The following is a 24,685-nucleotide window of genomic DNA, read 5'->3' on the forward strand; positions in this document are numbered from 1 at the left end:
TCTTTCGCCCGGTCGCTTCCGGGTGAAAGACCGCGTACCTCTCAATAGTCGATCGTGCTCTGATACAGGCTTTTCAGCGGACCATCGGCGGTGTTGTATCCGTCCGCCTTGCGCTGTTGCCAGAATTCGGCGAACGTCGTGGACCGGTGGCGCAGGAACGTGTTCCAGACGTTTCCGGGCGCGGCCTCGCCGTAGACGTCGGAGCCCTCGTTCGTGGTGTCGGTGAGGTCGATCAGGGCACCGGCCACGCGGCCCTCGACCGCGTCACCGTCGTCCCAACCCGCCGTGCTCCAGCTGGGAGTCTCCAGGTTGAGGGACGCGCCGCTCGGCCACCGGTAGTACGGATCCTTGTACACGCTCGCCGGCACCCACTCGGCGAAGCCCTCCACCCACGCGCACCCCGTCGAGGACTTCGCCGAGACGCCGTGCGGGCTGCAGTTGGGGATGGGCGGCGTGTTGTCCTCGTAGACGTCGGCCATGATGGCGTGCGTGAGTTCGTGGACGACGGTCATGTGCGAGTCGGGAGCGTCCGCCTTGAGGTGGATCTGCTTGTTCCCGTAGTAGTTGCCGACCGTCGAGTCCGGTGCCCAGTTGACGACGACCTGACGGCACGTGGTGTCCAGACCGTCCCAGCAGGTGTTGCCCGGTACCCACTTCCACGCGTCGTTGAGCGCGTCGAACGCGTGCAGCGCGCGCATCTTGTTGGCCGTGGGCTTGCGGCTGCCGAAGGAAGTGGTGCTTCCGTTGGCGACGTTGGAGACCGTGGGCGTGGTGAACGTGAAGGCGTTCGTGGTGCCGGTGGCCTGGACGCGCCAGTTCTTGTTGGTGGTGATGAGTTTGACGTACACGTCCTGACCCGAGTTGTTGCTCTCGGCGTTGTCGAAGCACAGCTTGTACTCGCCCGTGGTTCCGGTGAGGCCGGAGGCGAGCCGGTCGTGCGCGTTGGTCGTGTCGGCGTCCCATGCCTCGACGGTCATGTTGACCACGGGCCGGGTGACGCCCTTTTCGTCGACGTACAGCCACTTGCCGGTCGCGCAGGCGGTCGGTGCCGCGGCGGCCAGGGCGCGCGGTGCCGGCGGGTCGTCCCCGGCGGCCGCGGCCAGACCGACCGGGGACAGCGACTCGGCCGGCAGATGGGGGGTCGACGCCTGCGGCGTGACGTCGGACGCGACCTCGACCGAGTCCGTGTCGGTCGAACGCTCCGCGCCGAAACTCGACATCCCCGGTACCGCGCCCACGGTGAGCGGGATCAGGTCCTCGGCGGCGTCCACTCCCGCGCGCACGTCGGCGGCGGCGCGAACCTTGATCTCCGCGGGACCGGCCGCCTTCGCGACGATCCGTCCCGTGTAGGTCGTGGTCTGCCCGGCCTTGAACGAACGCACGGTGCCCGCACGGTTGATGCCGCCCAGATGCACGGGATTGGGTGAGGCGTGCGACGACAGGGTCAGGCCGACGGGCGAGTCGACCCAGGCGAGGTTGGCGGGCAGGTCCGCCTCCACGCGTACGCCCTTGGTCGCGAACTGAGCGCCCACCACGAACCGGACGGTGGCGGTCTCACCGACCGCGAGGGGGTGATCGACGGTGGCGTCCACCGAGAAGCAACTGCGCTCCTCCCCGGCCTCCGGCGCGTCCGGGTTCGGGCGAGTGGTGCATGTCTGCGGCCCCTGGGAGCTCTTCCCCGAGCCCGCGGAATCCCACGCCGCGAACGCTCCGGCTCCCAATCCGACCTGAATCGCTACGGCACCGGCGACGACGATCAACACGCGCCGTCTCGACCGTGCAGATTTTCGGTTGATCATGGTGGACGAAGATAGCCATTCGCGGCAGGTGCCACTAGCCGATCCGCGCGACTGAGCACGACTCCGTGCGGCGAACGTGGGGGAGTGTCGGTGGCCGGCGCCGACGACCACGCACGGGGAGGACGGTCGGTGTCCTGCCCCGCGCGGAATCGGCGCCCGGGACCCAGGGCGGGGGTTTGCGGCGTGCTGTCCAGGCCGCCGGTCGCCAATGCCCGAGGTATCCGGTCGCGGCTCACCGCGTGGTCTTCGGACGGAGCCCGGCGCGCCCTGCCGAAGCAGAGCCCCGGCAGGCCCCCGAGGTGCTCGCCGGACCGCTCGATCACGTGTGTGAGCCTTGGTCGAGACGACGGCCGATGTCGCCTGGTCGTCCTCTCTCGGGCAGCCTGTCGCACGCGCCCGTCACTGCCAAGTGATCGAGCCCCAGGATCCGTTGGGGTCCGGGCCACGACAACGATCCCTGCGTCGATCCGGTGCCGGTGTGCGACGTCGCGCGGCCCCGGGCGGTGTGCGGCCCGGGGCGCACCGGCCGCGTCCGGCGGTTCGCCGACCCCCGCGGCGCGGCCTCGGCTCGGCCGACCGGGTCTGCCTGGAGGCGGCAGCTTGCCTGCTAGGGTGCCCGTTCGTCAGCCGGAAGGCCCCTCTGTACGAGGTGCTCAGCCCCAGATCCGGAAGCCATACCCGCGATGCCCGCAGGGGAGCGCCCCCTCGGGGTCGCGCGGGCCCGCCTCGGAGCACCACGCATGCGCACGTTGCCATTCGCCGTGATCGGCGCCACCGTCACCCTCGCTCTCACGCTCGGCGCCTGCGGCGGTGACGACAAGAAGTCCGACCAGGGCAAGGCCGAAGACAAGAAGTCCGCCTCGGCCGGGGCATCCGCCTCCAACGCCCCCTCGCAGGCGTCGGAGAGCCCGAAGCCGACCGCCACCCCCGTCGACCCGGCGAAGTTCACCCCCGCCAAACCCGGTACGCGACTCGCTCTGGGGCAGACCGCGGTCGTGCCCTTCGAGTCGGACCAGGCCAAGGGGAACGTGGAGGTGACCGTCACCGCCATCGAGAAGGGCTCGATCGATCACCTCACCGCCTCCAAGATCAAGGTGGACGACAGCGACAAGGATTCGACGCCCTACTACGTGCGGACCAAGTTCCGCAACGTGTCCGCCGCCGACCTGTCGCACAGCCATCCGGACACCGAGCTCGCGGGCCGGGACGCCACCGGTCGCAGCTTCGGGTTCACCATGCTCTTCGGGCGGTTCGGCATGTGCCAATCCCTCGACACGAAGGGCTTCGCCGGCGGCGCCGAAGTCGAGGGATGCACCCTGCTGTTGGTCCCCGCGGGCGGGACGGTGGCCTCGGTGACGTACGACTTCCCCGACAGCAGCCAGGACCCGGTCGTCTGGAAGCCGTAGCCTCCCCGCTCGACCCCTGTCCCGGCGCCGCCCCTCGCGAGGGCGCCGAGTCGACCGGAGCCGGGCCGCAGTGCGATCCGAGAGGACACGAACCCGTGGCATCGCACGCCCACAACTCCGCGGACGGGCGACCTTCACGCCCGTCGCACGGATCGCCTCCTCGATGATCGCCGGGCGCGCGGGGCTGGCGGACCTCTACGGCCCCGTCCCGGCGGAACTCCTTGCCGATCCCGAGGCCCTGGCCACCGCGTACACACCGCTCCTGGCGGACATGCTGCCGGCCTTGCAGTACCGCCACCACGACGAACCGCCCCTGGAACTGCCGCCGGCCGTATACGGTGGCCGCGACGACGCCGTCTTTCCCCCGGAATGCCTGCACACCTGGGGCGACCTGGCCGCTCAGCCCGTCGCACCCCGCATCTTCCCCGGCACCCACGCCTACCCACTGGGCCGAGCGCGCGAGCTGACCGACCGCCTCGGCAAAGACCTGCACGCCGCCATGCTGTACGCACCCGCGCCGTGACGGCGACGCCCCGGGGGCAGGCCGTGGAACGCGTCGGGCGGGAGGCGCTCACCGCCCACGGCGAGAACTAGTGCCGCGCCCGGCGCAGCCGGGCGGTGGGTCAGGCGCCCTGCGCGGTGAACGGGCCGCCGTCGCCGAAGGCCAGCCCGGCGAAGTGTTCCCCGATGCGCAGATGCGTGGCGGCGTCCGGGTGGAGCCCGTCGGGCAGCGGCAGTTCCGCGAAGTCCCTCTCGCCGTAGAGCTCGCGGCCGTCGAGATAGTGCAGGTTTGGATCCTCGGCCGCCCGTTGCGCGACGATGCGAGAGAGCTCCTCCCGGATGACGCCGAGCGTCAGACGGGTGCGGTCCGAGGGGTCGCCCGAGGCCCGGAACAGCAACCTTCCGGCGCCGAGGTTCTCGAAGTCCGGAGCGGAGGGGCCGGGGGTGTCCTCGTGGATGGGGCACAGGACGGGCGAGACGACCAGCAGCGGCGTGGTGGGGTGCCCCTCGCGGATCGTGTCGAGGAAGCCGTGTACCGCCGGACCGAACGCCCGCAGACGCATCAGGTCGGTGTTGACCAGGTTGATGCCGACCTTGACGCTGATCAGGTCCGCGGGGGTGTCCCGCATGGCGCGCGCGGTGAACGGGTCGAGCAGGGCGCCGCCACCGAAGCCCAGGTTGACCAGCTCCACGCCGCCGAGGGAGGAGGCCAACGCCGGCCACGTCGTGGTGGGGCTCGCGGCATCCGAGCCGTGGCTGATCGAACTGCCGTGGTGCAGCCACACCTTGCGGCCGCGGTCCGGCACCGTCTCGACCGGGGCGTCGGTGCGCAGGGCGACCAGCTCGGTGATCTCCCTGTACGTCAGCCAGATCTCGACGTCCTTCACATCGGCGGACAGACCGGTGAACCGGACGGTGCCGACCGGACCGGGCCGGGTGACCGCGGACCCGGTGGCCATGTCCACGACCAGGACGTTGCCGCCGGACGCGGTGGCCCGCCCGGCGAGGCGGCCGTCGACGAGCAGGTCGTACACGCCGTCGGGACGGGGCGGAGCGCCCTCGTAGACCATCTTGGTGGGGAGCACGTCCAGCTCGACGGTGGTGGCCCGGGTCCGAAAGACCAGCCGTACGCCGGAGGGTTGGGCCTCGGCCATGGCCAGCTGCCCATCGGGGATCTGCTTGCGCGCCCGGGCGGGCAGCCGGTGCGGCAACACACCGTGCTCGGTGGGCTCCAGATCGAGGGCCCCGCGCAGGAGGCCGGCGGTGACGGGCGTGGTGATCCAATCGGCCGTGCCGGCCCTCGTGTCGTCAGGGTCGGGGACGTCGTCGAGCTGGGAGTTCATGACTCTCAGCGTGCCCATTGAATGCCTGATCCGCCAATAAATACTTTGATCCGGTCACATCTCCCCGCGGCGAGTGCCCGTGCGCGGGCGCTCCGCGAGGACATCCTGCAATTCGCGATGGCGGAACCGGTAAGCCGAAGCACCGGCCGAAGCACCAGCCGTGGAGTCACCAGGTAGCCATCCCCGAAACCCGGCGAGGGGCGCACCCGCGCGCTGTCCGCCGTTTCGGCTTCCGCTGTTGTTCGGTGTCCCGGTCCGTGGCTCGGTGACGCGTCGGGGTGGGGCGATGGCGCGCGAAGCCCGGCGCGGTTCAGGCGACGGCGTCGCGCAGCAGATCCGACAGTTTCAGTGCCGCCGGTAGCGGGGTGGCCGGCAGCGCCACATGTACGGTCCGACGCAGGGCCGGGTCCGTGAGGCGGCACAGGACGAGCTCGTCGGGGACCGCCCGGGCGGCCAGCGAGGGGACCAGCGCCACCCCCAGCCCGGCGGCCACGTAGCCGAACTTCCCGGTCCACTCCGCGATCCGGATGAGCTTCCTGGGCGTGAAGCCCGCCCGCGCGCAGGCGTCGGCGAGCATCGTGGGACGGTCGCCGTACGCGTTCTGGAGCCAGGCCTCGTCGCGCAGTTCACGAAGGTCGACCGGGTCGGCTCCGGCCAGGCGGTGCCCGCGCCAGAGGGCGACGAGCAGCTCGTCCTGGCACAGCACGGTCGTGGTGACACCGTCGGCCGACGGCAGGCCGGACGGGTAGTCGCTGACGACGGCGAGGTCCAGCGCCCCGTCCGCGAGCCGCCGCACCAGCGCGTCGGTCGTACCCTCGACCGCGACGACCTCGACATCCGGCCTGGTGTCCCGGAACGCGCGCAGCGCGGTGGGCACCAGCGAGATGTTGGCGGTGGCGAACGCGCCCACGTGCAGCAGCCCGCCGTGCCCCGCGTGCAGCACGGCCAGCTCCCGCTCCGCCCGCGACAGCCGGTCGAGCACCTCCACGGCGTGCCGGTGCAGCGTACGGCCGGCGGGATTCAGCCGTACGCCCCGAGGCAGCCGTTCGAACAGCGGTCCGCCCGCCTGCTGTTCGAGCGCGGCGATCCGTCGTGACACCGCGGACTGCGTGTAGTTGAGCCGGGCCGCCGCCTTCGTGAACGATCCGCTCTCGGCCACGGCCACGAGCAGCCGCAGCGCGTCGATCTCGAACATGTTCCCCCCGCCTCCAGATCCCCCGCCTCCAGGATCCTCTTCCGACCATCACCATCCTCTCTCGACACATTCCTGGAACGCGTAGGTGGCATGCAATCCAGTCGCTGGTGGAATGCCTTGCCTCGCCCTAACGTCGTTCAGGCGGCGGGGCTCCCGAGGGGGGAGGGGCTCCGCCGCTCAAGTGGTCCACGGATCCGAGGGGGAAGTGCTTTGTTCCGACCGGAAGTTCGGACGAGAGTTCAGACGAGCGTCAAGACGAGGCACGCCCGGTGACCGGGGGAGCCGCGCCGGCGTTGCCGGCGATGCTGGCCGATCTGGAGGAACTCGTGCTCTGCGAGTCCTTCTCCGCCGATCACGCGGCGGTGGCGCGCAGCGCCGAGGTGGTCGGCGCCCTCGGGGCGAGGCTGCTGGGGGCCGGCCCGGAAACGATCGTGATCGATGGTGTGACCCATTTGCGGTGGACCTTCGGCACCCCGCGGGTGCTGCTGGTGGGACACCACGACACGGTGTGGCCCATGGGCTCGCTGCGGACCCACCCCTGGTCGGTGGTCGACGGGATCGCCCGCGGCCCCGGGGTCCTGGACATGAAGGCGGGCCTGGTGCAGATGTTCCACGCGCTGGCCTCCCTGCCCTCGACGGACGGGGTGTGCGTACTGGTCAACGGGGACGAGGAAGTCGGCTCCGCGACCTCCCGGCAGCTGATCGAGGAATCCGTGCGGGGGTGCGCGGCGGCCTTCGTGTTGGAGGCGTCCGCGGACGAGCAGGGCACGCTCAAGACCGCCCGCAAGGGCACTTCGCGGTACGAGGTCGTGGTGCACGGCCGGGCCGCGCACGCGGGGCTGGAACCGCAGAAGGGGGTCAACGCCGCGATCGAGGTCGCACACCAGGTGCTGTCCATCGCCGACATCGGGGCCTCGATGGGTACCGACGATGCGGCCCGGTCGCCCCTGGGCAGCGCGACCCTCACGCCCACCCTGCTGTCGGCCGGCAGCGCGCGCAACACGGTGCCCGCGCTGGGCCGGGTTTCGGTGGACGTGCGCGCGCCCACCGCTGCGGCGCAGGACCGGATCGACCGGCTCATGCGGGGGCTCACCGCCCGGACCCCCGGAGCCCGACTGGAGGTCCTGGGCGGCAGGCAACGCCCGCCCATGGAACCGGAGTCCTCCGCCGAACTGTTCGCCCTCGCCTGCCGACTCGCCACGGAACTGGGCCAGGAGCCGCCGCGGGGGATCGCCGTCGGCGGCGCCTCGGACGGCAACTACACCGCGGCGGCGGGCTGTCCGACGCTGGACGGCCTGGGTGCCGTGGGCGGCGGCGCTCACGCGGACACCGAGCACGTCGAGGTCGCACAGATGCTCCCCCGCACCCGTCTGCTCGCTCGGCTCATCACCCGGACACGGTGACGCCCCGACCCTGACCGACGCAACTCCACACCAAACCCGGCAGAGACTCTCTCGGCCTCTCGGCCTCTCGGCCTCTCGGCCTCTCGGCCTCTCGGCGTTCGTTTTCGTAGTCGGCGGCTCGCAGCACCACACGCCACCGATGGTGGTCGTCACGGTGCGCAGTCCCCATTGAGAACCCCCGTTTCCTGCGACCGGGACCGGGCAGACGCTGGGTGATCGCCGCAATGGCGCTCACCACCGCACGACAGGGAGGCACCCAATGTTTCGGGCAATCGGAGATGTCCTCGGCAAGATCGGCAGCGCCATCGCCACCGTCGTCACCTTGCCCTTCCGCGCACTGGCCCGCTTGTTCGGCGGCGCCTCGGACTCGGCTCGCGGCCACCACTGACCACTCCTGCGCAGGACGCGACGCCCCACGAGGGCGGCCGAGGAGCGGCCCTCGCTTCGGGCCGGGGCACTGCGCCGCGATGAGGGCCGCGGCCACCTCGGCTGGAGGGCGGTTCGCTGCCACGAACCCGCCCGGCGCACAAGCACCGCACCGTGCTCGCACACCTCGGCTCTTCTACGCTCGCGGACATGACGACACCCTTCCCGGACTGCTACTCCTGCCGCCAGAACGCCTCGCACGACGCGCTCCCGCCCCGCGAGCGGATCGCCTCCGACGCGCGGTGGCGGGTAGCGCACTCGATCAGCACGAGTCTGCCGGGCTGGCTGGTGCTGATCCCCCGGCGCCACGTGACCTCGATCGCGGGACTGACCGAGGAGGAGTCCGCGGACCTGGGCCGATGGCAGGTCCGTCTGTCCCGGGCACTGCACGACGCGACCGGCTGCGCCAAGACCTACGTGGCCCAGTTCGCCGAGAAGCCGGGGTTCGAGCACGTGCACTTCCACGTGGTGCCGCGAATGGCGGATCTGGCGCCTGAACTGCACGGCCCGAAAGCATTCGCGCTGTTGAACCCGCCCGAGGCCGAGCGGGTGCCGACCACGGAGATGGACCGCATCGCCCTCGCCCTGCGCGAGCGCCTCGAATGCGGGTGATCCCTCGAAGCCATGCCTTCGTCAAGCGCGATCGGGTCGTGCCGTGGCCACGTCGACACCGACTCCTTGGCGCGCCGGCCTCCATGGCACCCGCCCGCCTCGCCGATGGCTGATCGTCGGCCCGGACCGATGGCGAGATCGTCGCCCGTACAACTTCCGCGTCGCGAGTGACGCGCCACCCAAGGACACGCGTGCCTTTGATACGTCCGCCGACAGCGGGAACGAGGGTGGGGTCGGTGCCCGGGGCGTTTCGCCGGTCGAATCCGCGGCGAGTCGACGAGGCCGACGTGTACCCCCGGGCCGGGTTTATGAATATAAACACAACTGCCCGATCAAGTTGTGATCATCACATCAAACCCGCTCCATTCCGTGTGTCGGCCATTCCTGAAAGGCCTCGACCGGCACAAGATAGTGCCCGTCGTCTCCGACCCATCGGGACGGTTGAAAGCCCGCGAGGAGAGGAAACGACGATGAGCGAAGCGCCGGTCGTCACGTACGGAAGCTATCTGCGGCTGGACACGCTGCTGTCCTGCCAGGAGCCCGCGACCGAGGCGCACGACGAGATGTTGTTCGTCGTCATTCACCAGGTCTACGAGCTGTGGTTCAAGCAGATCCTGCACGAGCTGGCGCTGCTCCAACGGCACCTGGAGGGCGGCAACGGCGCGGGTGCCCTGCACACGGCACGTCGGGTCGCCAAGATCCTCAAGACCGTCGTCGGCCAACTCGACATCCTGGAGACGATGACGCCCCGGCAGTTCGCGTCGTTCCGCGACGCGCTCGGTACCTCCAGCGGGTTCCAGTCGGCGCAGTTCCGCGAGCTCGAAGCCGTGCTCGGACGGCGGGAGTTCGGAGCGTACGAAGGCGGCCACGACGACCGGCTCAAGGCCGCCGCCAACCGACCTTCCGTATTCGACTCGCTGCTGCGCCACCTCGCGGGTCTGGGGTACGTGGTCCCCGCGCGTGTCCTGGAGCGCGACACGAGCGCCGCGTGGCGACCGGACCCGGAGGTGCAAGAGGCCCTCAAGGCCGTGTACATCGACGAGACCGGACACGCGGCGCAGGTCTGCGAAGCCCTCGTCGACATCGACGAGGGCCTCCAGGAATGGCGCTACCGGCACATGAAGATGGTCGAGCGGACCATCGGCGCCAAGATCGGCACGGGCGGCTCGGCGGGCGCCGAATACCTGCGCGCCACGCTGTTCAGCCCGGTCTTCCCGGACCTGTGGGAGGTCAGGTCCCAGGCCTGAGATCCCCCGGCAGATCCCCGACAGAGCCCCGGCGGCGGCATGCCGGTCGTGGTGCTGCCGCTCCCGGGAAGTCCTACGGTCGCCGACCGCCGCTCCACCGGCGCCGGACGCGGGAGATCGCGGGCAGCGACCGTGGCGACGCCTCGATGCCTGGGTCATCGACGTGGCTCGAACACGGATGACGTGTGGTCGGGTTCGGCGGTGTGGGCGGGGCGCCCGCCGATGAAGTTGCGTCCGCGGCGCAACCAAATCGGTACGATCGTCCGGGCCGCAGGTAACCGCATGGGACAGGGCAGAGATGACCGACGACAGGAACACCACCCCGGCGCCCGCGGCGTCGCCGGACATCGCCGAGGCGAAGAGGTTGGCCACGCTCGTGCCTCCCCTGCGTGACCTGGTGCGGGCAGCCCGGGACGAGCGTCTCCTGGAACGGGTCGGCAGGGAGGCGCGGGTCGACGTGCCCACCCACCTGGTTCTGGCGCTGACCCGCATCGGGGATTTCCAGCCGATCCGCCTCAGCGACCTGGCGGACCAGATGGGAATCGGCCGCACCACGCTCAGCCGTCAGGTGACCGACCTGGTGGCGGCCGGTCTGGTCAGGCGCACGCCCGATCCCCAGGACGCACGCGCGGCCACCTTGGAACTCACCGCCTCGGGGGCGTCCGCGCTGCGCGGCATCTGGCAGGCGTGGGCCCGGCTCCTGGGCGAAGCGACCGCCTCGTGGGGCCCCGCCGACCGGGACGTGCTTCCGCTGTTGCTGGAGCGGCTGGCCCAGGCGCTGACCGCCATGGCGGACACCTGATCCACCCCGAGGCGTCGCCCGGCCGTCGCGGTTGCCCGCACCGCACTGCGGGACGTCGTTTCGGCCCGGCGGCGGCCCACCGTCAGAGCACGAACGTGCCGTTCGCACGGCGGGCGGACCGCCGCCCCAGGGCTGCGCGTTCGCTCAGGTGCTCTCCGCCGCGGCGCTGCTCACTCGTCGCCCGTGCGGTCGCCGATGACGGAGTCGACGGTGATCCAGTCCGGCGGCATGATCGGCGGGGTCTTCCAGAAGATGTCGAGCCTGCTGATCAGGCCGTCGTCGTCGAGTTCGAGGTGGTTCGCGAAGCGCATCGCGAGGGGTTCCTCGCCCGGCGCGTAGGTGATGATCTCGACGGACTCGTTGAACGCGTGGCGGCCGTCCTCGCCGAGGAAGGTGAAACGGGACCGCAGTTCGTGCTTCTGCGTACGGCCGATCACCCCGGACACGAACGCTATGTAGGCGTCCTTCCCGCGGCAGGTGTCCTCCTCGTTGTCGCGCATGCCCACGCGTACGAAGTCGTCGGCGAGTGTGGAGGCCACGAGGTCCCAGTCGTGGGTGTCGACGCCCTTCCAGAAGTCGGCGACGGTGCGTGCGCGCTTCTCACGGTCGTTCATGATGACGAATTCCTCCGAGGAAAGGGGGGCAGGGACGGGCAGTGGGCGGGCGGGATCGCGTCGGTTGTGCGACCGCGTCACCACGGCTGGAGACGGTGGTGCGTGGTCATCGCCGAGCCGGCGGGGCCGAGTAGTTGGTGGGCACGCCACAGGCGGCGGTGGAAGAGCCGGACGAGGACGTGGTCGGACCTGCCGTCGTCGGCGAGCACGAACGCCTCCAGAGCGGCGTCCCCCTCCTGCCAGGTCCCGGGGCGGTGCCCCAGCACGGCGGCCAGATCGTCGAGATCCGCCTCGGCGCACTCGCGTCCGATCTCGTCGAAACGCTTGAGGTGTCGGGCCAGGCGGAACAGGCGGCGCTGCTCATAGTCGCCCGACCGCAGCGACTCGACCAGGTGCCGGCCGGGCACCGCGGCCGGCGACACCTGCGGCTCCGGCAGGGCCACAGGCTCCAACTCGATCCCGAGGAAGTCCGCCAGGGCCTCGACCGCGAACAGATTGGTCTCGTGGCACCACTGGAGGTTGGTCATGTAGTCCGAACCGGGCGGCGGGTCGGCGAGTGCGGAGTGGAAGGCGAGCTGGTTCGACAAGGTGAACGCGAAGTGGTGGTGCTGGAGCGCCTCCAAGTCCACTTCGGTCCCGGATTGTTCCTCGTACTTCGCGTACAGCCGGCGGAAGTCGCCGTAGCCGATGACGGTGTCGCGCATGCGCATGGCCGCGAGGTCCATCAGCGGGTCGCCGATATGGGCCAGTTCGAGGTCGAGAATCGCCGTGACCCGCTGCCCCTCCTGATGGAACTGGCCGGAGTCCCACACGATGACCGAGTCCCGGCCGCGGGTGGCCGGCGGATGACGCCTCAGCCACCCCAGACAGAATTCCAGGAAGGGATCGGGGCGCTTCTTCGAGGACCGGTACCAGCGCTCGTAGGCGCCCATGCCGTCGCGCCGCACACCGGCCGCCTCGAACGGCTCCACGTCGAGCGCGTGCAGTTCCGCGAGGATGCCGATGTAGTCGTCCATCACCGCGTCGCGCTGTTCCGGGGTGCAGTCGGAGAAGTCGGACCGGCCCGGGACCCGGTCCATCACGTACGCCCGGGGCTCGTCGATCCATCCGTGCACCGCGGCGACGCGGACGCCCCGCTCGTGGAGCATCCGCTGCACGAGCATCTCGTGCTCCAACGGGAAGATGCCCGGGTAGTCCGTGCGGTCGCCTCGCACGCACAGGGCAAGGGACTCGGCACCGTCGTCGACGTCGACATCGGCGAACCAGACCGGCCGCCACCTGGCCTGACGCTCCAGGCTCGCGACACGGCCGACGTGCTTCTCCAGCCACGAGCGAATCAGATCTTCCACGGCATCTCTCCCTGTCTGCGCCCGGGCGACCGCCGGGCCGGGGTCGACGATCGACCCAGACAAACATAGTTGCGACACTGAATCAACTATATGCGGCTACTCGATTTCCGAGACCACCCGCACCGCGGGCTTCGAGCCACGTAACCCAGTCGGTCGCGGCGCGGAGCGGCGCGCGGCGGCACGACGCCGCGTCGCCGGGACCGGTCGCCGGCAGTGCGGCGAAGTCGAGGAACCGTGCGGTGCCGGTGGCGCCTTCCCGGTGCCCGTCGGCGAGTTCGCGTATGCGCGGCATGATCCCCGTGCTCGCGGCGAGCACGGCCCGGCAGCCGCTCGCACTCCTCGGTCGGCGAACTGCGGCCGGCTCTCCGATTGGCTGTCCGTGGCGCGTTCGTTGCCTTTCGGCCGTCGGCGCGGTGCGCCCTGTGCGAGCCGTGGTGGTGGGGACGCAACATTGCGGGTCGTTCGACCCGTCCTATTCCCGACACACACTCTCGGGCCCGTTCATTCGGCGACGCCCGTTCATCCAGTGACATCGATCGTATGGGGACGCCCTGATGAAGCCCGAGAAGGAGCGATTGTTCGACGAGTATGTCGCGGCGCGCTATCCGGCTCTTCGCCGTACGGCGTACCTGCTGTGCGGTGACTGGCACCAGGCCGAGGATCTCGTGCAGAACGCATTGGAGCGGGTGTATTCGACGTGGCACAAGATGCGCGACCCGGGTGCGGTCGACACCTACACCCGCCGCGTCATGGTCCGTGGCTTCGTCGACGGCAAACGCCTGCGCGCCAGCCGTGAACTCCCTTCCGCGGAGGTTCCCGACGCGGCGTCGCCCGGCCCGGATTCCGCCCGCCGACTGGCGCTGCTGGCGGCCCTGGGACAGGTGACGCCCGTGTATCGGGCCGCGCTGGTCCTTCGCTACTGGGAGGACCAGAGCGTGGAGGAGACCGCCGCGCTCCTGGGCCGGAGTTCGTCGGCCGTGCGTTCGGCGTCCAGTCGCGGTCTGGAGCAACTGCGCGCGATCCTCGGCGACTCCGTCCACGAGATCGCCCGGTCGTGACCACCGGCCCCTGCCGCCGGCCGACGACCACACGAACGACCAACACGCGCACGAGCAGCACACCAACGACCAACCACGTGAACGACCACTACACGAAGGAGCACATCGTGCCCATGGAAGAGGATGTGAGCGCGTTGATGCGCGACATGCTGCCCCCGACCGACGCCGAGCCGCCGATCCCGAACTTCCTGAGCGGGGTTCGCGCCGGCGGCGCCCGGCGGCGCCGATACCGGCGTCTGGGCATCGGAGCGGCCGCCGTCGCGACCGGTGCCGTGCTCGTCGGGGGGACGTTCGGCGTCCTGGCCCTGGCGCCCGGCGACGACCGCCCGGCGACGAGCGGCCCCGCCGCCGCCCCGCCCCGGACCGAGTTGCCGTCCGCCGTGGAGCCGACAATCCCGCCCCCGCCGGGGTCTCCCATCGACAACACGACCCGGAAGCACGACGTGCTGATCGCCGCGTTCCGGGCGAACCTCCCGCCGGGGGTCGTCAAGATCGAGGATCAGGACCCGGACGACGACACCCTGTTCTTCAAGCTGACCAGGTCCGACGGCAGCACCCTCACCCTCGAGGCCGGCGTCGGTCCCCGTGAGGAAGCCGGTGCCGAGCCTGCTTCCGAGTGCGACCGAGGCCCCAGTTACGACAAGCTCGGCGCCCTGATGCCGCCCTACACCGACTGCGTCCGCGCCCTCCTGCCCAACGGCTCGAAATCCGTCACCTCCAAGTTCGCCCGGTCTCAGGACATCATCGTGTCCCTCAGGTTCATCACCCCGGACGGCATCCCGTACTCGGTGAGATCCAGCACACGCGACAAGTACGGCACCGTCATGACCGGCCAACCCCTGACCGGGGCCGAACTCTTCGCCCTCGCCGCCAATCCCGCCGTCTTCGCGGCGCTGCCTCCGACACACGCGGGCCCCGCCGACCACCCCGCGAACGAGGGCTGACCCACCCACCCGCACCCCGGACGCGGCAAAAGGCCGACGAACAACCCGGGCTCGAACAGGGCTCCGGTCTTCGCGACCGGAGCCCTGTGCGGCGGGCTCTTCATGCGCCGCATCCTGCGGGACCCCACCAAACGGTAGGTAAACGTCGTCGGGCATCGACAAGATGACCGCGTGGCGTTTACACGTTTCAGCAATGGAAAACGAGGAAGACAATGCCGCCTAGAGTTCGGACGCGCCCCACTCGGTGATCGCCAACTCGTCGCCCACCGACAGCTTGCCGGGGCGCAGCACGGCGAATTTCGCGCCGAAGGCCACCCCGCCCTGAGCGGCGCGACGGTAGTCGGCGAAGGTGCGCAGCGGTTCCGGACCCGCCTTGGCGCCGGCGATCTGGTCCACCATCGTGACCGCGCATCGGATCGCGAGCTTGGCGTAGCCCAGTTCGGCGTCGCCGACCGTGAACCGCCGGATCCGGTCCTCGGTGTGCGGGTCGGGCCAGCCCTCCACGACGACGTTCGGCCGGAAGCGGTCCATCGGCAGTGGGGCCTCGCCGCGCTCGGCCAGGCGTGTGTTCAGCACGTCGAGCGAGGTATGGGAGAGCACGTGCAGGGGTGAGCTGTCCGCGTACCCGGCGGTGCCCGGGATCGCGCCGTCGGTCACTCGATCGTGCTCCGGAGGCACCCGAACCAGCCGGCTGTCCGCGCCGAGCGCGTCCGACAGCCAGTCGGCGGCCGCGTCGCCCTGGTCGATGCCCCGGTAGGGATTGCCGAACAGGTCCACGTCCCGCCGGGGGCCGGTGGTGTCCACCTCGATCGTCACCGGATCGGCGCCGGGCCGATGCAGGGTGAGACGGTCGCCGTCGGCATCGATCTCCGGGCGGATCGTCGCCAGCCGGGGATCCCGGCGCTGGGTACGGAACACGCCGCCCGCGTCGACCACCATGAAGGCGCGGTCGTGGGCGAGTCCGGCGGTCGTCAACAGCGCCTGGTCCGACGACGTACCGGCGCAGCCCTTGATGGGGTAGTAGGTCAGTCCGACAACAGTGGCCATCGCCCGATCCTATCGATGGCGATTTTGCTCGATGAGGCGGAGCACCACGAAGCCGAGCAGGTATACGGCGAGAAGCCCGGTCTCTTTCGGTGTAGTCCGCACGGACGTGTCACCGCCGAGTTTTCGCAGTTTGAGAATAACTCCCCTGTTCACTTGTGCGCCCGGGAGTGCCGCAGGAATTGCCCGTGTCCGAAAAACGCACGTGCGCATCCACGTCCCCGCTCGACGGAAGATCCCCGCGCAGACAACAGCCGCAAGATCGCAATCAGTTGCTTCGCGCTTAGTGTGATCAACCACGTAAGAGGCGGCCGATAGGTGACCTTTTTGATCTGTGATTCACGTCACATTGACTTGTCTTTCGTGTCGGGGATTCACTTTCCAGGCGACGAGAATCGGAAAGTCGGATTCTGTAGCGGTGGATTATCGCCCCGATCCGCCTGAGTCGTGTGTACGGGGCTCGGCCGGTTCACAGTCACCTGGAGGTTGTCGTGATGAAGATCGTCAACTCTTTCTCCAAGAGGTTCAGGTCCGAAAAGAGCCTGAAGTCCGCCACCTGGTTCATCTGGTACAGCTGATCGGCACACGTTCCAAAATCGGTTGATCATCGAACCGCCGCGGATCGTGCTCGCTCCCGACGCGCGATCGGTACCACTGCGGTAGCGCGACCTCGACCCGACGAAGCGTCGGTTCGCCGTCCGGGCTCGCGTCCGGTGCAGCCGCACGTCGGCCGCACCGGGCGCGGGACCCTCGCCTTGTGGAGGGCACCGATGAGTCGTTCCGAGACGGTCGAACGTGCCCGGGTCACCGTCTTTTCGTCGAAGATCGAGGAACTCCTCCGCGACCGTCGCGGTGCGAAGGTTTTTCGACTCGACGCCGACACCGTCGGAGTCGCCGACCCGGATCTGATCGACAATCTGCTCGGGAGCAGGCGCGCTCATGAATTCGAGCGGCCGACTTTCAAGCCGCTCCAAGGAAGATCCATCGACCGGGCGGAGGCGGCCGATGTGCTGCACGCCGTCTCGCGGGACGTCCGTGCCGCCTTGAGCGGGCCGGCTCCCGATGCGGTCGATCTTTCCGGAATTTGGCCGCGCGCGGGCCATGCCTATCTTCGTGATCTGCTTTTCGGGCCCGATCCCTTGCGGTTCCGCGTCCTCACGGATCGTCGACTCGAAAGGACGCCGGCACTGGCCCGGGCGGCAATCCGGACGAGTGCGGTACTGCCCGGCAAGCGCGACCCCGACGCGTCGATGTCCCAATTGGCGGCACTGACCGTCACAGCAGCCGAGGACCACGGCGATCGGCGATATGCCATGGGTTTGTACCGGCGGGTCGCGGCGCCGGTGTGCCTGGGCGTGTCAGCGCTGGTCGCCAACGCGCTCTGGCTCGGCTCGCCCTTCGGCGCCGACGCGTCGAACCGGCACATCGTGCTGGAATCGCTCCGGTTGCTGCCCCCGTCGTGGAACATCCTGCGCGTGGCGTCCCCCGAGTTTCCCGCCCTGGACTCCAGGATCGGTCCGAACGACGACGTGCTGTTGTTCCCGCTGCTGACTCACCGCGATCCCGATCTGTGGGACGACCCGGACGAGTTCCGACCCGAGCGCTGGAACGACCTGGACGCCGACAACCACTCGGCGTACTTCCCTTTCGGCCACGCCAACGAACGTTGCCGGGGCCGACACATGATCGTGCCCCTGGCCGAACACCTCCTGGATCGGATCCGTTCCGAGCACCTCGCGGTCAGCCCACACCAGACCATCGCCAAGGTGCCCCTCGCCGGCCTGCTCGGGGTATCGCGAGTACGGGTCTCCCGAACACGGGTGACCTGAACACGGGTGAACCGACCGTGAGATCGGCGCGCGGGGCGCCTGCGCGCAGGACGGCACGGCCGGCCGGAAGCGTCTCCTCCTGGGTGTGCTGTATGCCACGGGCAGCCGGGTCCCGCTCGACCCGGCTGCCCGAGAGCACCCCCTGGACCCACCGCGCCGCCGAACTCGGAAGTACCCGCGCGCGGGGTCCGATGCCGCCGGCCACGGATGCCGGCGGGTGCCTATCGGGAACTTCGGACTCGACGCCCCCACCCAATATGGTGTTCCGTGTTTGCGTTTCGGGATTCGGATCTCGTCGATGGGGTGGGGTGGCCGAACGGTGACGGCCGATGTGGACAGACCGGAGTCGGACGAGGAGGCCCGGTTCGTCACGATGCTCTACCGCGAATACTCGCGGCCATTGCTGGCGGTCGTATCACGACTGAACGGCGGTGATCGGCAACGGGCCGAGGACAGCGTGCAGGAAGTCCTCGTCCGGGCTTGGCGCAACCGGGACAAGCTGGACGCCTCCGCGCCGCTGCTGCCGTGGTTGGTCACCGTCGCCCGGCGGCTCGTCATCGACGAGCAGCGCGCGCGATCGGCGCGGCCTCCGGAGGTGGGCGACGAGCCGTTGGCGTTGCTGCCGACACAGGACGGGATCGACGCCCTGCTGCGATCCGTGGTGGTTGGAGACGCGATCGACGCGTTGTCCGAATCGCATCGAGAAATTTTGATCGAAACGTTCTTCCGCGACCGTACTGTCAATCAGGCGGCCGACGTGCTCGGCATCCCGGCAGGCACCGCGAAGTCGCGCGTGTACTACGCGCTGCGCGCCTTGCGGGTCGTCTTGGAAGAGAGAGGTGTGTCGGCGTGAGCATCCAGCCCGAACACGCGGACGTCGCCGCGTACGCCCTCGGTGTGCTCGAGGAAGCGGATCGGGACGCGTTCGAGGAACACCTCGCGACGTGCGATCGGTGCATCGAGGAACTGGCCGACTTCTCCGGTCTGGCCACGCTGCTGACCGAGGTCCGCTCCGAAGGCACGTACGAACTGCCGGAATTGGTACGGGATTCCGAGCCGGTGGCGTCCGTGGTCCCCTTTCCGCCCCCTCGGGGTGAACTCGCGGGGCCCGAACGACCCGACGCCGGCGGTGAATCCGCGCCCGCGGCCGAGCCCCCGTCCGAACTCCCGTCCGAGCCCCGGTCCCGGCCGGAGTCCGAGCGCGAGCCCGCACCCGTGACCGACCTCGCCGCGCGCCGGGCGGCCCGCCGTGCGCCGCGAATGCTTCTGATGGCCGCCGCCTGCGTCGCGACGCTCGTTCTCGGCCTGGGCGCGGGGCTGCTCACCGGCGGGCTGTGGTCGGACGACGACAAGTCCGAGCACTCGATGTCGCACGACGCGATGAACGGTCCGATGCAGATCCTCTTCGACACCGGCGAGAATCTGCGCGCCACCAGCCCGGAGACCGGCACCATCGCCCGGATCGGCATGGAGAACAAGGCCTGGGGCACCCACCTCGGCCTGGAACTGACCAACGTGCGCGGCCCGTTGCGCTGCTCCCTGGTCGCGGTCACGCGTGACGGGCGCGAGCAGGAGATCTCGACCTGGACGGTTCCCCCGAAGGGCTACGGCGTACCCGGCTCCGAGGCGCCGCTGCGCGTGCACACCGGCACGTGGGTTCCGCGCGATCAGATCGCCCGCTTCGATGTCCGCACGACCGAGGGCAAGACGTTGGTCAGCGTGCCGGCCTGAGCCCGGGGCCGCGCGATCGGCGGCCCGGGTCGAGCGGGTACAGGCGCCGCTCGGCCGCGTCCGGCGTCCGGCGTCCGGTGTCCCGCGTCGCGCGTCCCGCGTCCGTTCCCGATCGGTGGTCGGGCCCGCTCGGCACTGCGGCGCACGCCGGAAGAATCCTTTCCCCACGGGCGCGACGCCCGCAAACCGGGTCTCCGCAGGTGAAAACGCCCCTGCGGGCCCGGGGATCCGAACCTGCGCGAAAAAGGATCGAACGGCGGGCAACTTTTGCCGCCGATCCTGCGGTCTGAGTGTTCGGAGGTGCCGAAGTGAAAGCCGAAGAGGTCGCGGATTTTCGGGCGTTCGTGGAGTCCAGGTGGTCCGGACTCGTACGTACCGCCTACCTGTTGACCGGCGACCACGGAATCGCGGAGGACGTCGCACAGAGCGCGTTGACCAAGACGTACGTGAACTGGCGTCGCGTGCAACGCGCCGACAATCCGGACGCCTATGTGCGCCGTGTGCTGGTGACCACCAACACCGATCGTTTTCGCAAGATCCGAGTGGCGGAGCAACTGAGCGCCGATCCGCCGCAGTCGATCGGGGAGGACCCATACAGCCGGATCGACCAACAACACATGTTGCGGGACGCGCTCGCCGATCTGCCGGCGCGCCAGCGCGCGGTTGTCGTGCTGCGCTATTGGGACGATCTGCCCGAGACGGAGGTGGCCCGGATCCTGGGCTGCGCGCTCGGCACGGTCAAGAGCCAGGCCGCCAAGGGCCTGGCCAAACTGCGGGAACACCCCGGCCTGACCGGGGCCCGCCTCAGAGCCGAGGAGTATGCCGATGACCGGGCCTGACGAGGCGGATCGACTGCGCGCGAGACTCGCCGCCGGGGTCGAGCACCTGCCGCCGACGGTCGCGCCCTACGAACGCATCCTGCGGGACGGGACCCGGGCCCGACGCCGGCGCACCGCGTTGCTCGGCGCGTCGGTCGCGGCCGTGGTCGTGGCGTCGGTGCTGACGGCGGCGTCCCTGTCCGGGTCGAGCACTCGGGCGAGCGGCCCGGCGGGCGCCGGCCCCGCGGTCGCACCCGGCGACCTGGCGTCCAGCGCCACGGCGCCCACCGAGGCGGCGACGCCGAAGCCGGCTCCGATCGCCTCGGGCGAGTTCGCCGGGCACCGCTGGGACCTGGTGCACGCGCCTGCGCTCCCGCCGACCAGGACGCCGCTCACCGGCTACTCGCCCGGATGCGAGGTGATCGAGGTGCTGCTCGACGGGCGGCTCGACAACCGTGGCGGCGAGTGGTGCGCGTCGAGCCCGGGTGGGCCGCCGCCGTCGCTGTCGTCCGAGGAATCTCCCGGGATCGCCACGATCGGCGTGGGCGACACGGCGCTGTACAAGCCCGGCGTCGGGTCGCTGGGCAGCATCACGTGCGGGGTGGTGTCCCCGAACGTGGTTCGGGTGGTCGCGAAGTTCGACAACGGCGCGCCGTCGATCACCGTGACCCCGACGAGGAACGGCCCCAACGGCCGGTCGTTCTACGCGATCCCGGTCGCGAGCGGCGCCGGCTACGGCGAATCGGGCTCCCTGCACTTCTACGACGCGCGGGGCGAGCAGATCGTCTCCATCGTGAACCTCGGCCTCGGCATGCACAAGTAGCACCACCCCGGTAGCACCAGCCGAGTAGCACCCATGTAGCACCACCCAAGCAGCACCACCACGTGGGCCGCTCGCTCCCGCACCGGCGAGCCCACGTCCCCCAGCCCTCGCCGCGTCCTCGACGCCGGCGCTCCCACCGTGGCGACACGGCGATGGGTGCTGCCCATTTCCGGCCGCCACACACGGACACAGATCCCGCAACCGGTCCCGTCGGGCGATTCGCCTCACTCGGCACGGGGACGACGAAAGGACATCGTGCACCAGCGCGACCAGCACGCCCGACGACGAAGGGCGGGCGCCCGGATCGGGGCGCTCACCCTCGCGATCGGACTGACGACCGGTGGCGGCGCGTTCGCCGCCCAGCCCCCCGCCCAGCCCCCGACCGGGCCACCGACCCGGGGCGCCGGAGCCACCGGCGCCGCCGGCGGATCGCCCGACACCGTAACCCTCCTGACGGGCGATCAGGTCCGGGTGGAACACCTGCCCGCGGGACGCGAGGCGATCACCGTCAAGCCCGGTCCCGGGCGCGACCGGATGACGTTCCTGCAGCGGCGCGTCGACGATTCGGTCAGCGTGGTACCGGCGGATGCCCTCGCCCTGCTGAACCAAGGCGCCCTGGACCGCCGCCTGTTCGACGTGACCGCGCTCCTCGCCGCCGGATACGACGACCGCTCGCACCCCAGCCTGCCGTTGATCGTGCAGTCCAACGGCGGCCCGAGCACCCTCGCACGGCGGCCGGGCACGGCCCTGCCGAGCATCGGCGCCCGCGCGATCGCCGAGCCCCGCACGACCGCCGGCGAGTTCTGGCAGTCCGTCACCTCCGGTGCGCAGCACGCCCGTTCGCTCGTGCCGGGGGTCACCCGGATCTGGCTGGACGGCCGGGTCGATGGCGCCCTCGACAAGAGCGTCCCGCAGGTCGGCGCACCCGCCGCGTGGCAGGCCGGCTTCACCGGCCAGGGCGTGCGAACGGCCGTCCTGGACAGTGGCATCGACGCGACCCATCCGGATCTGACCGACGCCGTAGAGCAGGCGGTCGACTTCACCGGAAGCGCGAGCGGCGCCACCGACCGGGCCGGCCACGGCACGCACGTAGCCTCGATCATCACCGGCAGCGGCAGCGCATCCGGCAGCCGCTACAAGGGCGTCGCCCCGGACACCAGGCTCCTGATCGGCAAGGTTCTCGACGACACCGGCCACGGCACCGATTCGAGCGTCATCGCCGGGATGCAGTGGGCGACGGAACAGGGCGCGCGCGTGGTCAATCTGAGTCTGAGCAGCTGCCCGGGCGACGGCCTCGACCCGATGTCGCTCGCGCTGAACAGCCTGACCGCCTCGAGCGGCGCGCTGTTCGTGGTCGCGGCGGGCAACGACGGTCGCCGGGGCGGCAAGGTGAGCAATCCGGGGGCCGCCGACGCGGCGCTCACGGTCGGCGCGGTCGACCACGGCGACAAGCTCGCCGACTTCTCCAGCCAGGGCCCGCGCGTAGGCGACAACGCCGCCAAGCCCGAACTCACCGCGCCCGGTGTGGCGATCACCGCGGCCCGGGCCACCGGCACGGCGCCCGACCAGCCCGCCGATCAGCGGTACACGGCGAAGAGCGGCACCTCGATGGCCACCCCGCACGTCGCGGGCGCCGCCGCGCTGCTCGCCCAACAACACCCGGACTGGCGCGCGGACCGGCTCAAGGCCGCGCTGGTCGAGACGGCCGCGCCGACCGCCGACACGAGCGTGTACGCGCAGGGCGCGGGTCGGCTCGACGTGCCACGCGCGATCACCCAGGACGTGTACGCGACCCAGAGCACCGTAAACCTGTACGCGAAGTGGGGCCGTACCGAACCGGTCGCCAAGACCGTGACGTACCGCAACGACGGCGCCGAGCCGATCCGGCTCGACCTGCGCGTGGACGGCGACGCGGCGGCCGTGACAACGCTCGGCACGGACCGGATCACCATGCCGGCGCACGGCAGCGCGGACGTCGTGCTGTCCGCGAACCCGTCCGGCGCCGGCGGCGCACACGGCGGCACGCTGCTCGCGACCGGGCCGGCCGGGCCGACCGGGCCGGCGATCCGGGTGCCGGTGAGCGCGTACGCCGAGGGCGAGATGCACGACCTGACCCTGGACGTGCGCGACCGCGACGGGGCACCGTTCGCCGCCGGCGCGCTGTGGATCGCCGACCTGGACACCGGCAAGCCCTACGAAACCACCCGGCGCGGCGACGCCCGGGTGGTCCGGCTGCCCAAGGGCCGATACACGGTCGGCGCGATGATCTCCACCGACTCCGGTGCGAACGGCCGCAGTTGGACCCTGGCCGGCATCCCCGAACTGAACCTCACCGCGGACACCGAGATCGCCCTGGACGCGCGCCTGGCCAAGCCGGCGACGGTCACGGTGGACAACCCGGCGGCGCGGCTCGTGGTGCGCCGGCTCGGCGTGAACCAGACCATCGCCGGCCGACGAGTCGACGGCGACATCACCGTCCAAGACCCCGACATCGGACTGTACGCGCTGGCGACGCCGACGACGTCGCGGCCCTACTCGCTGGTGATGCGCGCCTTCTTCGGCGCGGACAAGGTCGACTACGACCTGACCCTGCCGAAGGACGGCGGGATCCCGCAGGATCCGTCGTTCCAAGTCCGCACCCGTGACCTCGCGGCGGTGCAGGTGCGTCTGCGCAGCCAGGGACGGGCCCAGGAGGGCTCCCACTCCCGACTCTCCTCGTTGGACGGGGACCCCTCCATGTCGGGCTGGTTCCACGCCGTCCGGTTCCCCGAGGTCAGGACCGAATACCTCTCGGCCGGACCACGCGTCGCCTGGCAGGGAGTGCTCTCCGCCGACGGCAATTACCGATCCGAGATCGGTCCGGTGACCGCGTACACGCCCGGACGCAACCCGGCCGAAACCTGGAACGGCGGGGTGCTCGCGCCGGTCGTCGACGCGTTGCGCTGCGGCGACGGGCTGTACGGCGAGTATCGCCCGTTCTCCGCATCCGCCCCCGGGCACCGGGGATTCGCGAGCGACGGGGAGTGGACCGGCCGACTCGCGCTGTCCACGGGCGGCCGCGAACTGTCCACCACGCAGGACCTGGACTACCCGGAGCTGACCGGCATGTCCGCCGAACGGGCGGACTACGCCCTGCGCCTGACCGCGACCCGGCCCGACACCGACGCCGCCTCGACGAGTGTGGCCGCCGAATGGACGTTCGCATCCGCCCGGCCCACCGGCCCGACCGGCTGCGTGCCACACGCCAACGGCCTGCTCGCGACCCGGATCGACGGTGACTTCGACCAGGACGGCCATGCGCCGGCAAACCGCCCGTTCGTCCTGCGGATCGGGGTCGAGGGCGCCGGCGCCGACGCGCCCAAGGTGCGCTCGTTCACGGCCGAGGCGTCCTACGACGGCGGCACGACGTGGCACATGTTGACCGCACTGCCGATCGGCGGCGCCAAGTACGTCGCGATCGTCCCGCCGATCGCCCCGGGCACCGGCGACGGCGCCGTCGCCCTGCGCACCACGGTGCGCGACGCCGACGGCAACGGCCAGGCCCAAACCATCACCCGCGCCTACGCCTTCGCCCGCCCGTAGCGTCCCCGCCGACAAGCAGCACAACGAGGGCCGCCGAACCCGCGGCGGCCCTCGCCCGGCGCGAGGGCCGGCCAGTCCGAAACCAGGTGACATCCGCCATTCCGTACAGTAAGCACTGTTGGACAATGGGTGATCAACGATGCATGGGACGGATCCGTG

General features: G+C 70.5%; 23 protein-coding genes. 16 read left to right on the forward strand and 7 right to left on the reverse strand.

All coding sequences use genetic code 11. From position 1 onward, the window contains the following. Positions 1-41: 41 nt before the first annotated feature. Positions 42-1,592, reverse strand: a complete 1,551-nt coding sequence (locus OG928_RS43440) for a hypothetical protein (RefSeq protein WP_406291803.1) — start codon at positions 1,590-1,592, stop codon at positions 42-44. Between the two features lie 947 nt (positions 1,593-2,539). On the opposite strand from OG928_RS43440, the gene OG928_RS43445 reads away from it, so the two are divergent. Both OG928_RS43445 and OG928_RS43450 read left to right on the forward strand, forming a co-directional pair. Next, complete coding sequence (locus OG928_RS43445) at positions 2,540-3,205, forward strand: hypothetical protein (protein ID WP_331767550.1); 666 nt, start codon at positions 2,540-2,542, stop codon at positions 3,203-3,205. Positions 3,206-3,368: 163 nt separating this feature from the next. Continuing rightward, entirely contained in the window at positions 3,369-3,728 is a 360-nt protein-coding gene (locus OG928_RS43450) for a hypothetical protein (protein ID WP_331767551.1), read from the forward strand. Between the two features lie 100 nt (positions 3,729-3,828). Here the strand turns inward: OG928_RS43450 and OG928_RS43455 are convergent, their stop codons facing one another. Both OG928_RS43455 and OG928_RS43460 read right to left on the reverse strand, forming a co-directional pair. Then, complete coding sequence (locus OG928_RS43455) at positions 3,829-5,049, reverse strand: GDSL-type esterase/lipase family protein (RefSeq protein ID WP_331768314.1); 1,221 nt, start codon at positions 5,047-5,049, stop codon at positions 3,829-3,831. Between the two features lie 310 nt (positions 5,050-5,359). Then, entirely contained in the window at positions 5,360-6,244 is an 885-nt protein-coding gene (locus OG928_RS43460) for a LysR family transcriptional regulator (RefSeq protein ID WP_331767552.1), read from the reverse strand. Between the two features lie 302 nt (positions 6,245-6,546). Here OG928_RS43460 and OG928_RS43465 point away from each other — a divergent pair, with 302 nt between their 5' ends. From OG928_RS43465 to OG928_RS43485, 5 genes are all read left to right on the forward strand, one after another. Beyond that, the gene (locus tag OG928_RS43465; RefSeq protein ID WP_331768315.1) at positions 6,547-7,647 is read left to right on the forward strand and encodes a M20 family metallopeptidase; all 1,101 of its coding nucleotides are present in this window, start codon (positions 6,547-6,549) and stop codon (positions 7,645-7,647) included. Positions 7,648-7,906: 259 nt separating this feature from the next. After that, complete coding sequence (locus OG928_RS43470) at positions 7,907-8,035, forward strand: LPFR motif small protein (protein WP_331767553.1); 129 nt, start codon at positions 7,907-7,909, stop codon at positions 8,033-8,035. A gap of 188 nt (positions 8,036-8,223) precedes the next feature. Continuing rightward, on the forward strand, positions 8,224-8,685 hold the full coding sequence (locus tag OG928_RS43475) for an HIT family protein (protein WP_331768316.1): 462 nt from the start codon (positions 8,224-8,226) through the stop codon (positions 8,683-8,685). A 470-nt stretch (positions 8,686-9,155) separates the two neighbouring features. Continuing rightward, positions 9,156-9,932 carry a tryptophan 2,3-dioxygenase family protein gene (locus tag OG928_RS43480; protein ID WP_331767554.1) on the forward strand — a complete coding sequence of 259 codons (777 nt, stop codon included), beginning with the start codon at positions 9,156-9,158 and terminating at the stop codon, positions 9,930-9,932. Positions 9,933-10,230: 298 nt separating this feature from the next. Then, a complete protein-coding gene (locus OG928_RS43485; protein ID WP_331767555.1) occupies positions 10,231-10,734 on the forward strand; it encodes a MarR family transcriptional regulator in 504 nt (167 codons plus the stop codon). Between the two features lie 170 nt (positions 10,735-10,904). On the opposite strand, the gene OG928_RS43490 is transcribed toward OG928_RS43485, so the two are convergent. The 3 genes from OG928_RS43490 to OG928_RS43500 form a co-directional block, all read right to left on the reverse strand. Further along, positions 10,905-11,348, reverse strand: coding sequence for a nuclear transport factor 2 family protein (locus tag OG928_RS43490; protein ID WP_331767556.1), 444 nt, complete (start codon positions 11,346-11,348; stop codon positions 10,905-10,907). 77 nt (positions 11,349-11,425) lie between these two features. Further along, the gene (locus OG928_RS43495) at positions 11,426-12,697 is read right to left on the reverse strand and encodes a phosphotransferase family protein (protein ID WP_331767557.1); all 1,272 of its coding nucleotides are present in this window, start codon (positions 12,695-12,697) and stop codon (positions 11,426-11,428) included. Positions 12,698-12,779: 82 nt separating this feature from the next. Beyond that, on the reverse strand, positions 12,780-12,989 hold the full coding sequence (locus OG928_RS43500) for a hypothetical protein (protein ID WP_331767558.1): 210 nt from the start codon (positions 12,987-12,989) through the stop codon (positions 12,780-12,782). A gap of 262 nt (positions 12,990-13,251) precedes the next feature. Here OG928_RS43500 and OG928_RS43505 point away from each other — a divergent pair, with 262 nt between their 5' ends. Both OG928_RS43505 and OG928_RS43510 read left to right on the forward strand, forming a co-directional pair. Further along, positions 13,252-13,755 (forward strand): SigE family RNA polymerase sigma factor, encoded by a 504-nt coding sequence (locus tag OG928_RS43505; RefSeq protein WP_331767559.1) that lies wholly within the window; start codon positions 13,252-13,254, stop codon positions 13,753-13,755. Positions 13,756-13,862: 107 nt separating this feature from the next. Beyond that, positions 13,863-14,699, forward strand: coding sequence for a hypothetical protein (locus tag OG928_RS43510; protein WP_406291807.1), 837 nt, complete (start codon positions 13,863-13,865; stop codon positions 14,697-14,699). A 219-nt stretch (positions 14,700-14,918) separates the two neighbouring features. Here OG928_RS43510 and OG928_RS43515 read toward each other — a convergent pair whose 3' ends face one another. After that, positions 14,919-15,746: an MOSC N-terminal beta barrel domain-containing protein gene (locus tag OG928_RS43515; RefSeq protein ID WP_331767561.1), complete on the reverse strand. Its 828-nt coding sequence runs from the start codon at positions 15,744-15,746 to the stop codon at positions 14,919-14,921. Positions 15,747-16,237: 491 nt separating this feature from the next. Here OG928_RS43515 and OG928_RS43520 point away from each other — a divergent pair, with 491 nt between their 5' ends. The 7 genes from OG928_RS43520 to OG928_RS43550 all read left to right on the forward strand — a co-directional run bounded on the left by OG928_RS43520 (position 16,238) and on the right by OG928_RS43550 (position 24,526). After that, a complete protein-coding gene (locus OG928_RS43520) occupies positions 16,238-16,321 on the forward strand; it encodes a tryptorubin family RiPP precursor (RefSeq protein ID WP_406292125.1) in 84 nt (27 codons plus the stop codon). A 192-nt stretch (positions 16,322-16,513) separates the two neighbouring features. Beyond that, positions 16,514-17,572 (forward strand): cytochrome P450, encoded by a 1,059-nt coding sequence (locus tag OG928_RS43525; protein WP_331767562.1) that lies wholly within the window; start codon positions 16,514-16,516, stop codon positions 17,570-17,572. A gap of 298 nt (positions 17,573-17,870) precedes the next feature. Beyond that, positions 17,871-18,425, forward strand: coding sequence for a sigma-70 family RNA polymerase sigma factor (locus tag OG928_RS43530; RefSeq protein ID WP_406292127.1), 555 nt, complete (start codon positions 17,871-17,873; stop codon positions 18,423-18,425). Continuing rightward, a complete protein-coding gene (locus OG928_RS43535; protein ID WP_331767564.1) occupies positions 18,422-19,303 on the forward strand; it encodes a zf-HC2 domain-containing protein in 882 nt (293 codons plus the stop codon). Before OG928_RS43530 ends, OG928_RS43535 begins: the two co-directional genes overlap by 4 nt. 308 nt (positions 19,304-19,611) lie before the next feature. After that, entirely contained in the window at positions 19,612-20,142 is a 531-nt protein-coding gene (locus tag OG928_RS43540) for a SigE family RNA polymerase sigma factor (RefSeq protein WP_331767565.1), read from the forward strand. Beyond that, positions 20,129-20,944 (forward strand): hypothetical protein, encoded by an 816-nt coding sequence (locus tag OG928_RS43545; protein ID WP_331767566.1) that lies wholly within the window; start codon positions 20,129-20,131, stop codon positions 20,942-20,944. Before OG928_RS43540 ends, OG928_RS43545 begins: the two co-directional genes overlap by 14 nt. Positions 20,945-21,199: 255 nt before the next feature. Beyond that, a complete protein-coding gene (locus OG928_RS43550) occupies positions 21,200-24,526 on the forward strand; it encodes a S8 family serine peptidase (RefSeq protein ID WP_331767567.1) in 3,327 nt (1,108 codons plus the stop codon). Positions 24,527-24,685 lie beyond the last annotated feature (159 nt).

Source organism: Embleya sp. NBC_00896 (assembly GCF_045207785.1).
Lineage (GTDB): Bacteria > Actinomycetota > Actinomycetes > Streptomycetales > Streptomycetaceae > Embleya.

What these genes read in the sequence shown, in the direction of transcription:
- OG928_RS43455 (WP_331768314.1), bottom strand. Translation starts at nt 5,049, where the DNA reads ATGAACTCCCAGCTCGACGACGTCCCCGACCCTGACGACACGAGGGCC.
- OG928_RS43480 (WP_331767554.1), top strand. Translation starts at nt 9,156, where the DNA reads ATGAGCGAAGCGCCGGTCGTCACGTACGGAAGCTATCTGCGGCTGGAC.
- OG928_RS43530 (WP_406292127.1), top strand. Translation starts at nt 17,871, where the DNA reads ATGGGGTGGGGTGGCCGAACGGTGACGGCCGATGTGGACAGACCGGAG.
- OG928_RS43475 (WP_331768316.1), top strand. Translation starts at nt 8,224, where the DNA reads ATGACGACACCCTTCCCGGACTGCTACTCCTGCCGCCAGAACGCCTCG.
- OG928_RS43500 (WP_331767558.1), bottom strand. Translation starts at nt 12,989, where the DNA reads ATGCCGCGCATACGCGAACTCGCCGACGGGCACCGGGAAGGCGCCACC.
- OG928_RS43545 (WP_331767566.1), top strand. Translation starts at nt 20,129, where the DNA reads ATGACCGGGCCTGACGAGGCGGATCGACTGCGCGCGAGACTCGCCGCC.
- OG928_RS43515 (WP_331767561.1), bottom strand. Translation starts at nt 15,746, where the DNA reads ATGGCCACTGTTGTCGGACTGACCTACTACCCCATCAAGGGCTGCGCC.
- OG928_RS43450 (WP_331767551.1), top strand. Translation starts at nt 3,369, where the DNA reads ATGATCGCCGGGCGCGCGGGGCTGGCGGACCTCTACGGCCCCGTCCCG.
- OG928_RS43465 (WP_331768315.1), top strand. Translation starts at nt 6,547, where the DNA reads ATGCTGGCCGATCTGGAGGAACTCGTGCTCTGCGAGTCCTTCTCCGCC.
- OG928_RS43445 (WP_331767550.1), top strand. Translation starts at nt 2,540, where the DNA reads ATGCGCACGTTGCCATTCGCCGTGATCGGCGCCACCGTCACCCTCGCT.
- OG928_RS43520 (WP_406292125.1), top strand. Translation starts at nt 16,238, where the DNA reads ATGAAGATCGTCAACTCTTTCTCCAAGAGGTTCAGGTCCGAAAAGAGC.
- OG928_RS43490 (WP_331767556.1), bottom strand. Translation starts at nt 11,348, where the DNA reads ATGAACGACCGTGAGAAGCGCGCACGCACCGTCGCCGACTTCTGGAAG.
- OG928_RS43485 (WP_331767555.1), top strand. Translation starts at nt 10,231, where the DNA reads ATGACCGACGACAGGAACACCACCCCGGCGCCCGCGGCGTCGCCGGAC.
- OG928_RS43460 (WP_331767552.1), bottom strand. Translation starts at nt 6,244, where the DNA reads ATGTTCGAGATCGACGCGCTGCGGCTGCTCGTGGCCGTGGCCGAGAGC.
- OG928_RS43525 (WP_331767562.1), top strand. Translation starts at nt 16,514, where the DNA reads ATGAGTCGTTCCGAGACGGTCGAACGTGCCCGGGTCACCGTCTTTTCG.
- OG928_RS43470 (WP_331767553.1), top strand. Translation starts at nt 7,907, where the DNA reads ATGTTTCGGGCAATCGGAGATGTCCTCGGCAAGATCGGCAGCGCCATC.
- OG928_RS43505 (WP_331767559.1), top strand. Translation starts at nt 13,252, where the DNA reads ATGAAGCCCGAGAAGGAGCGATTGTTCGACGAGTATGTCGCGGCGCGC.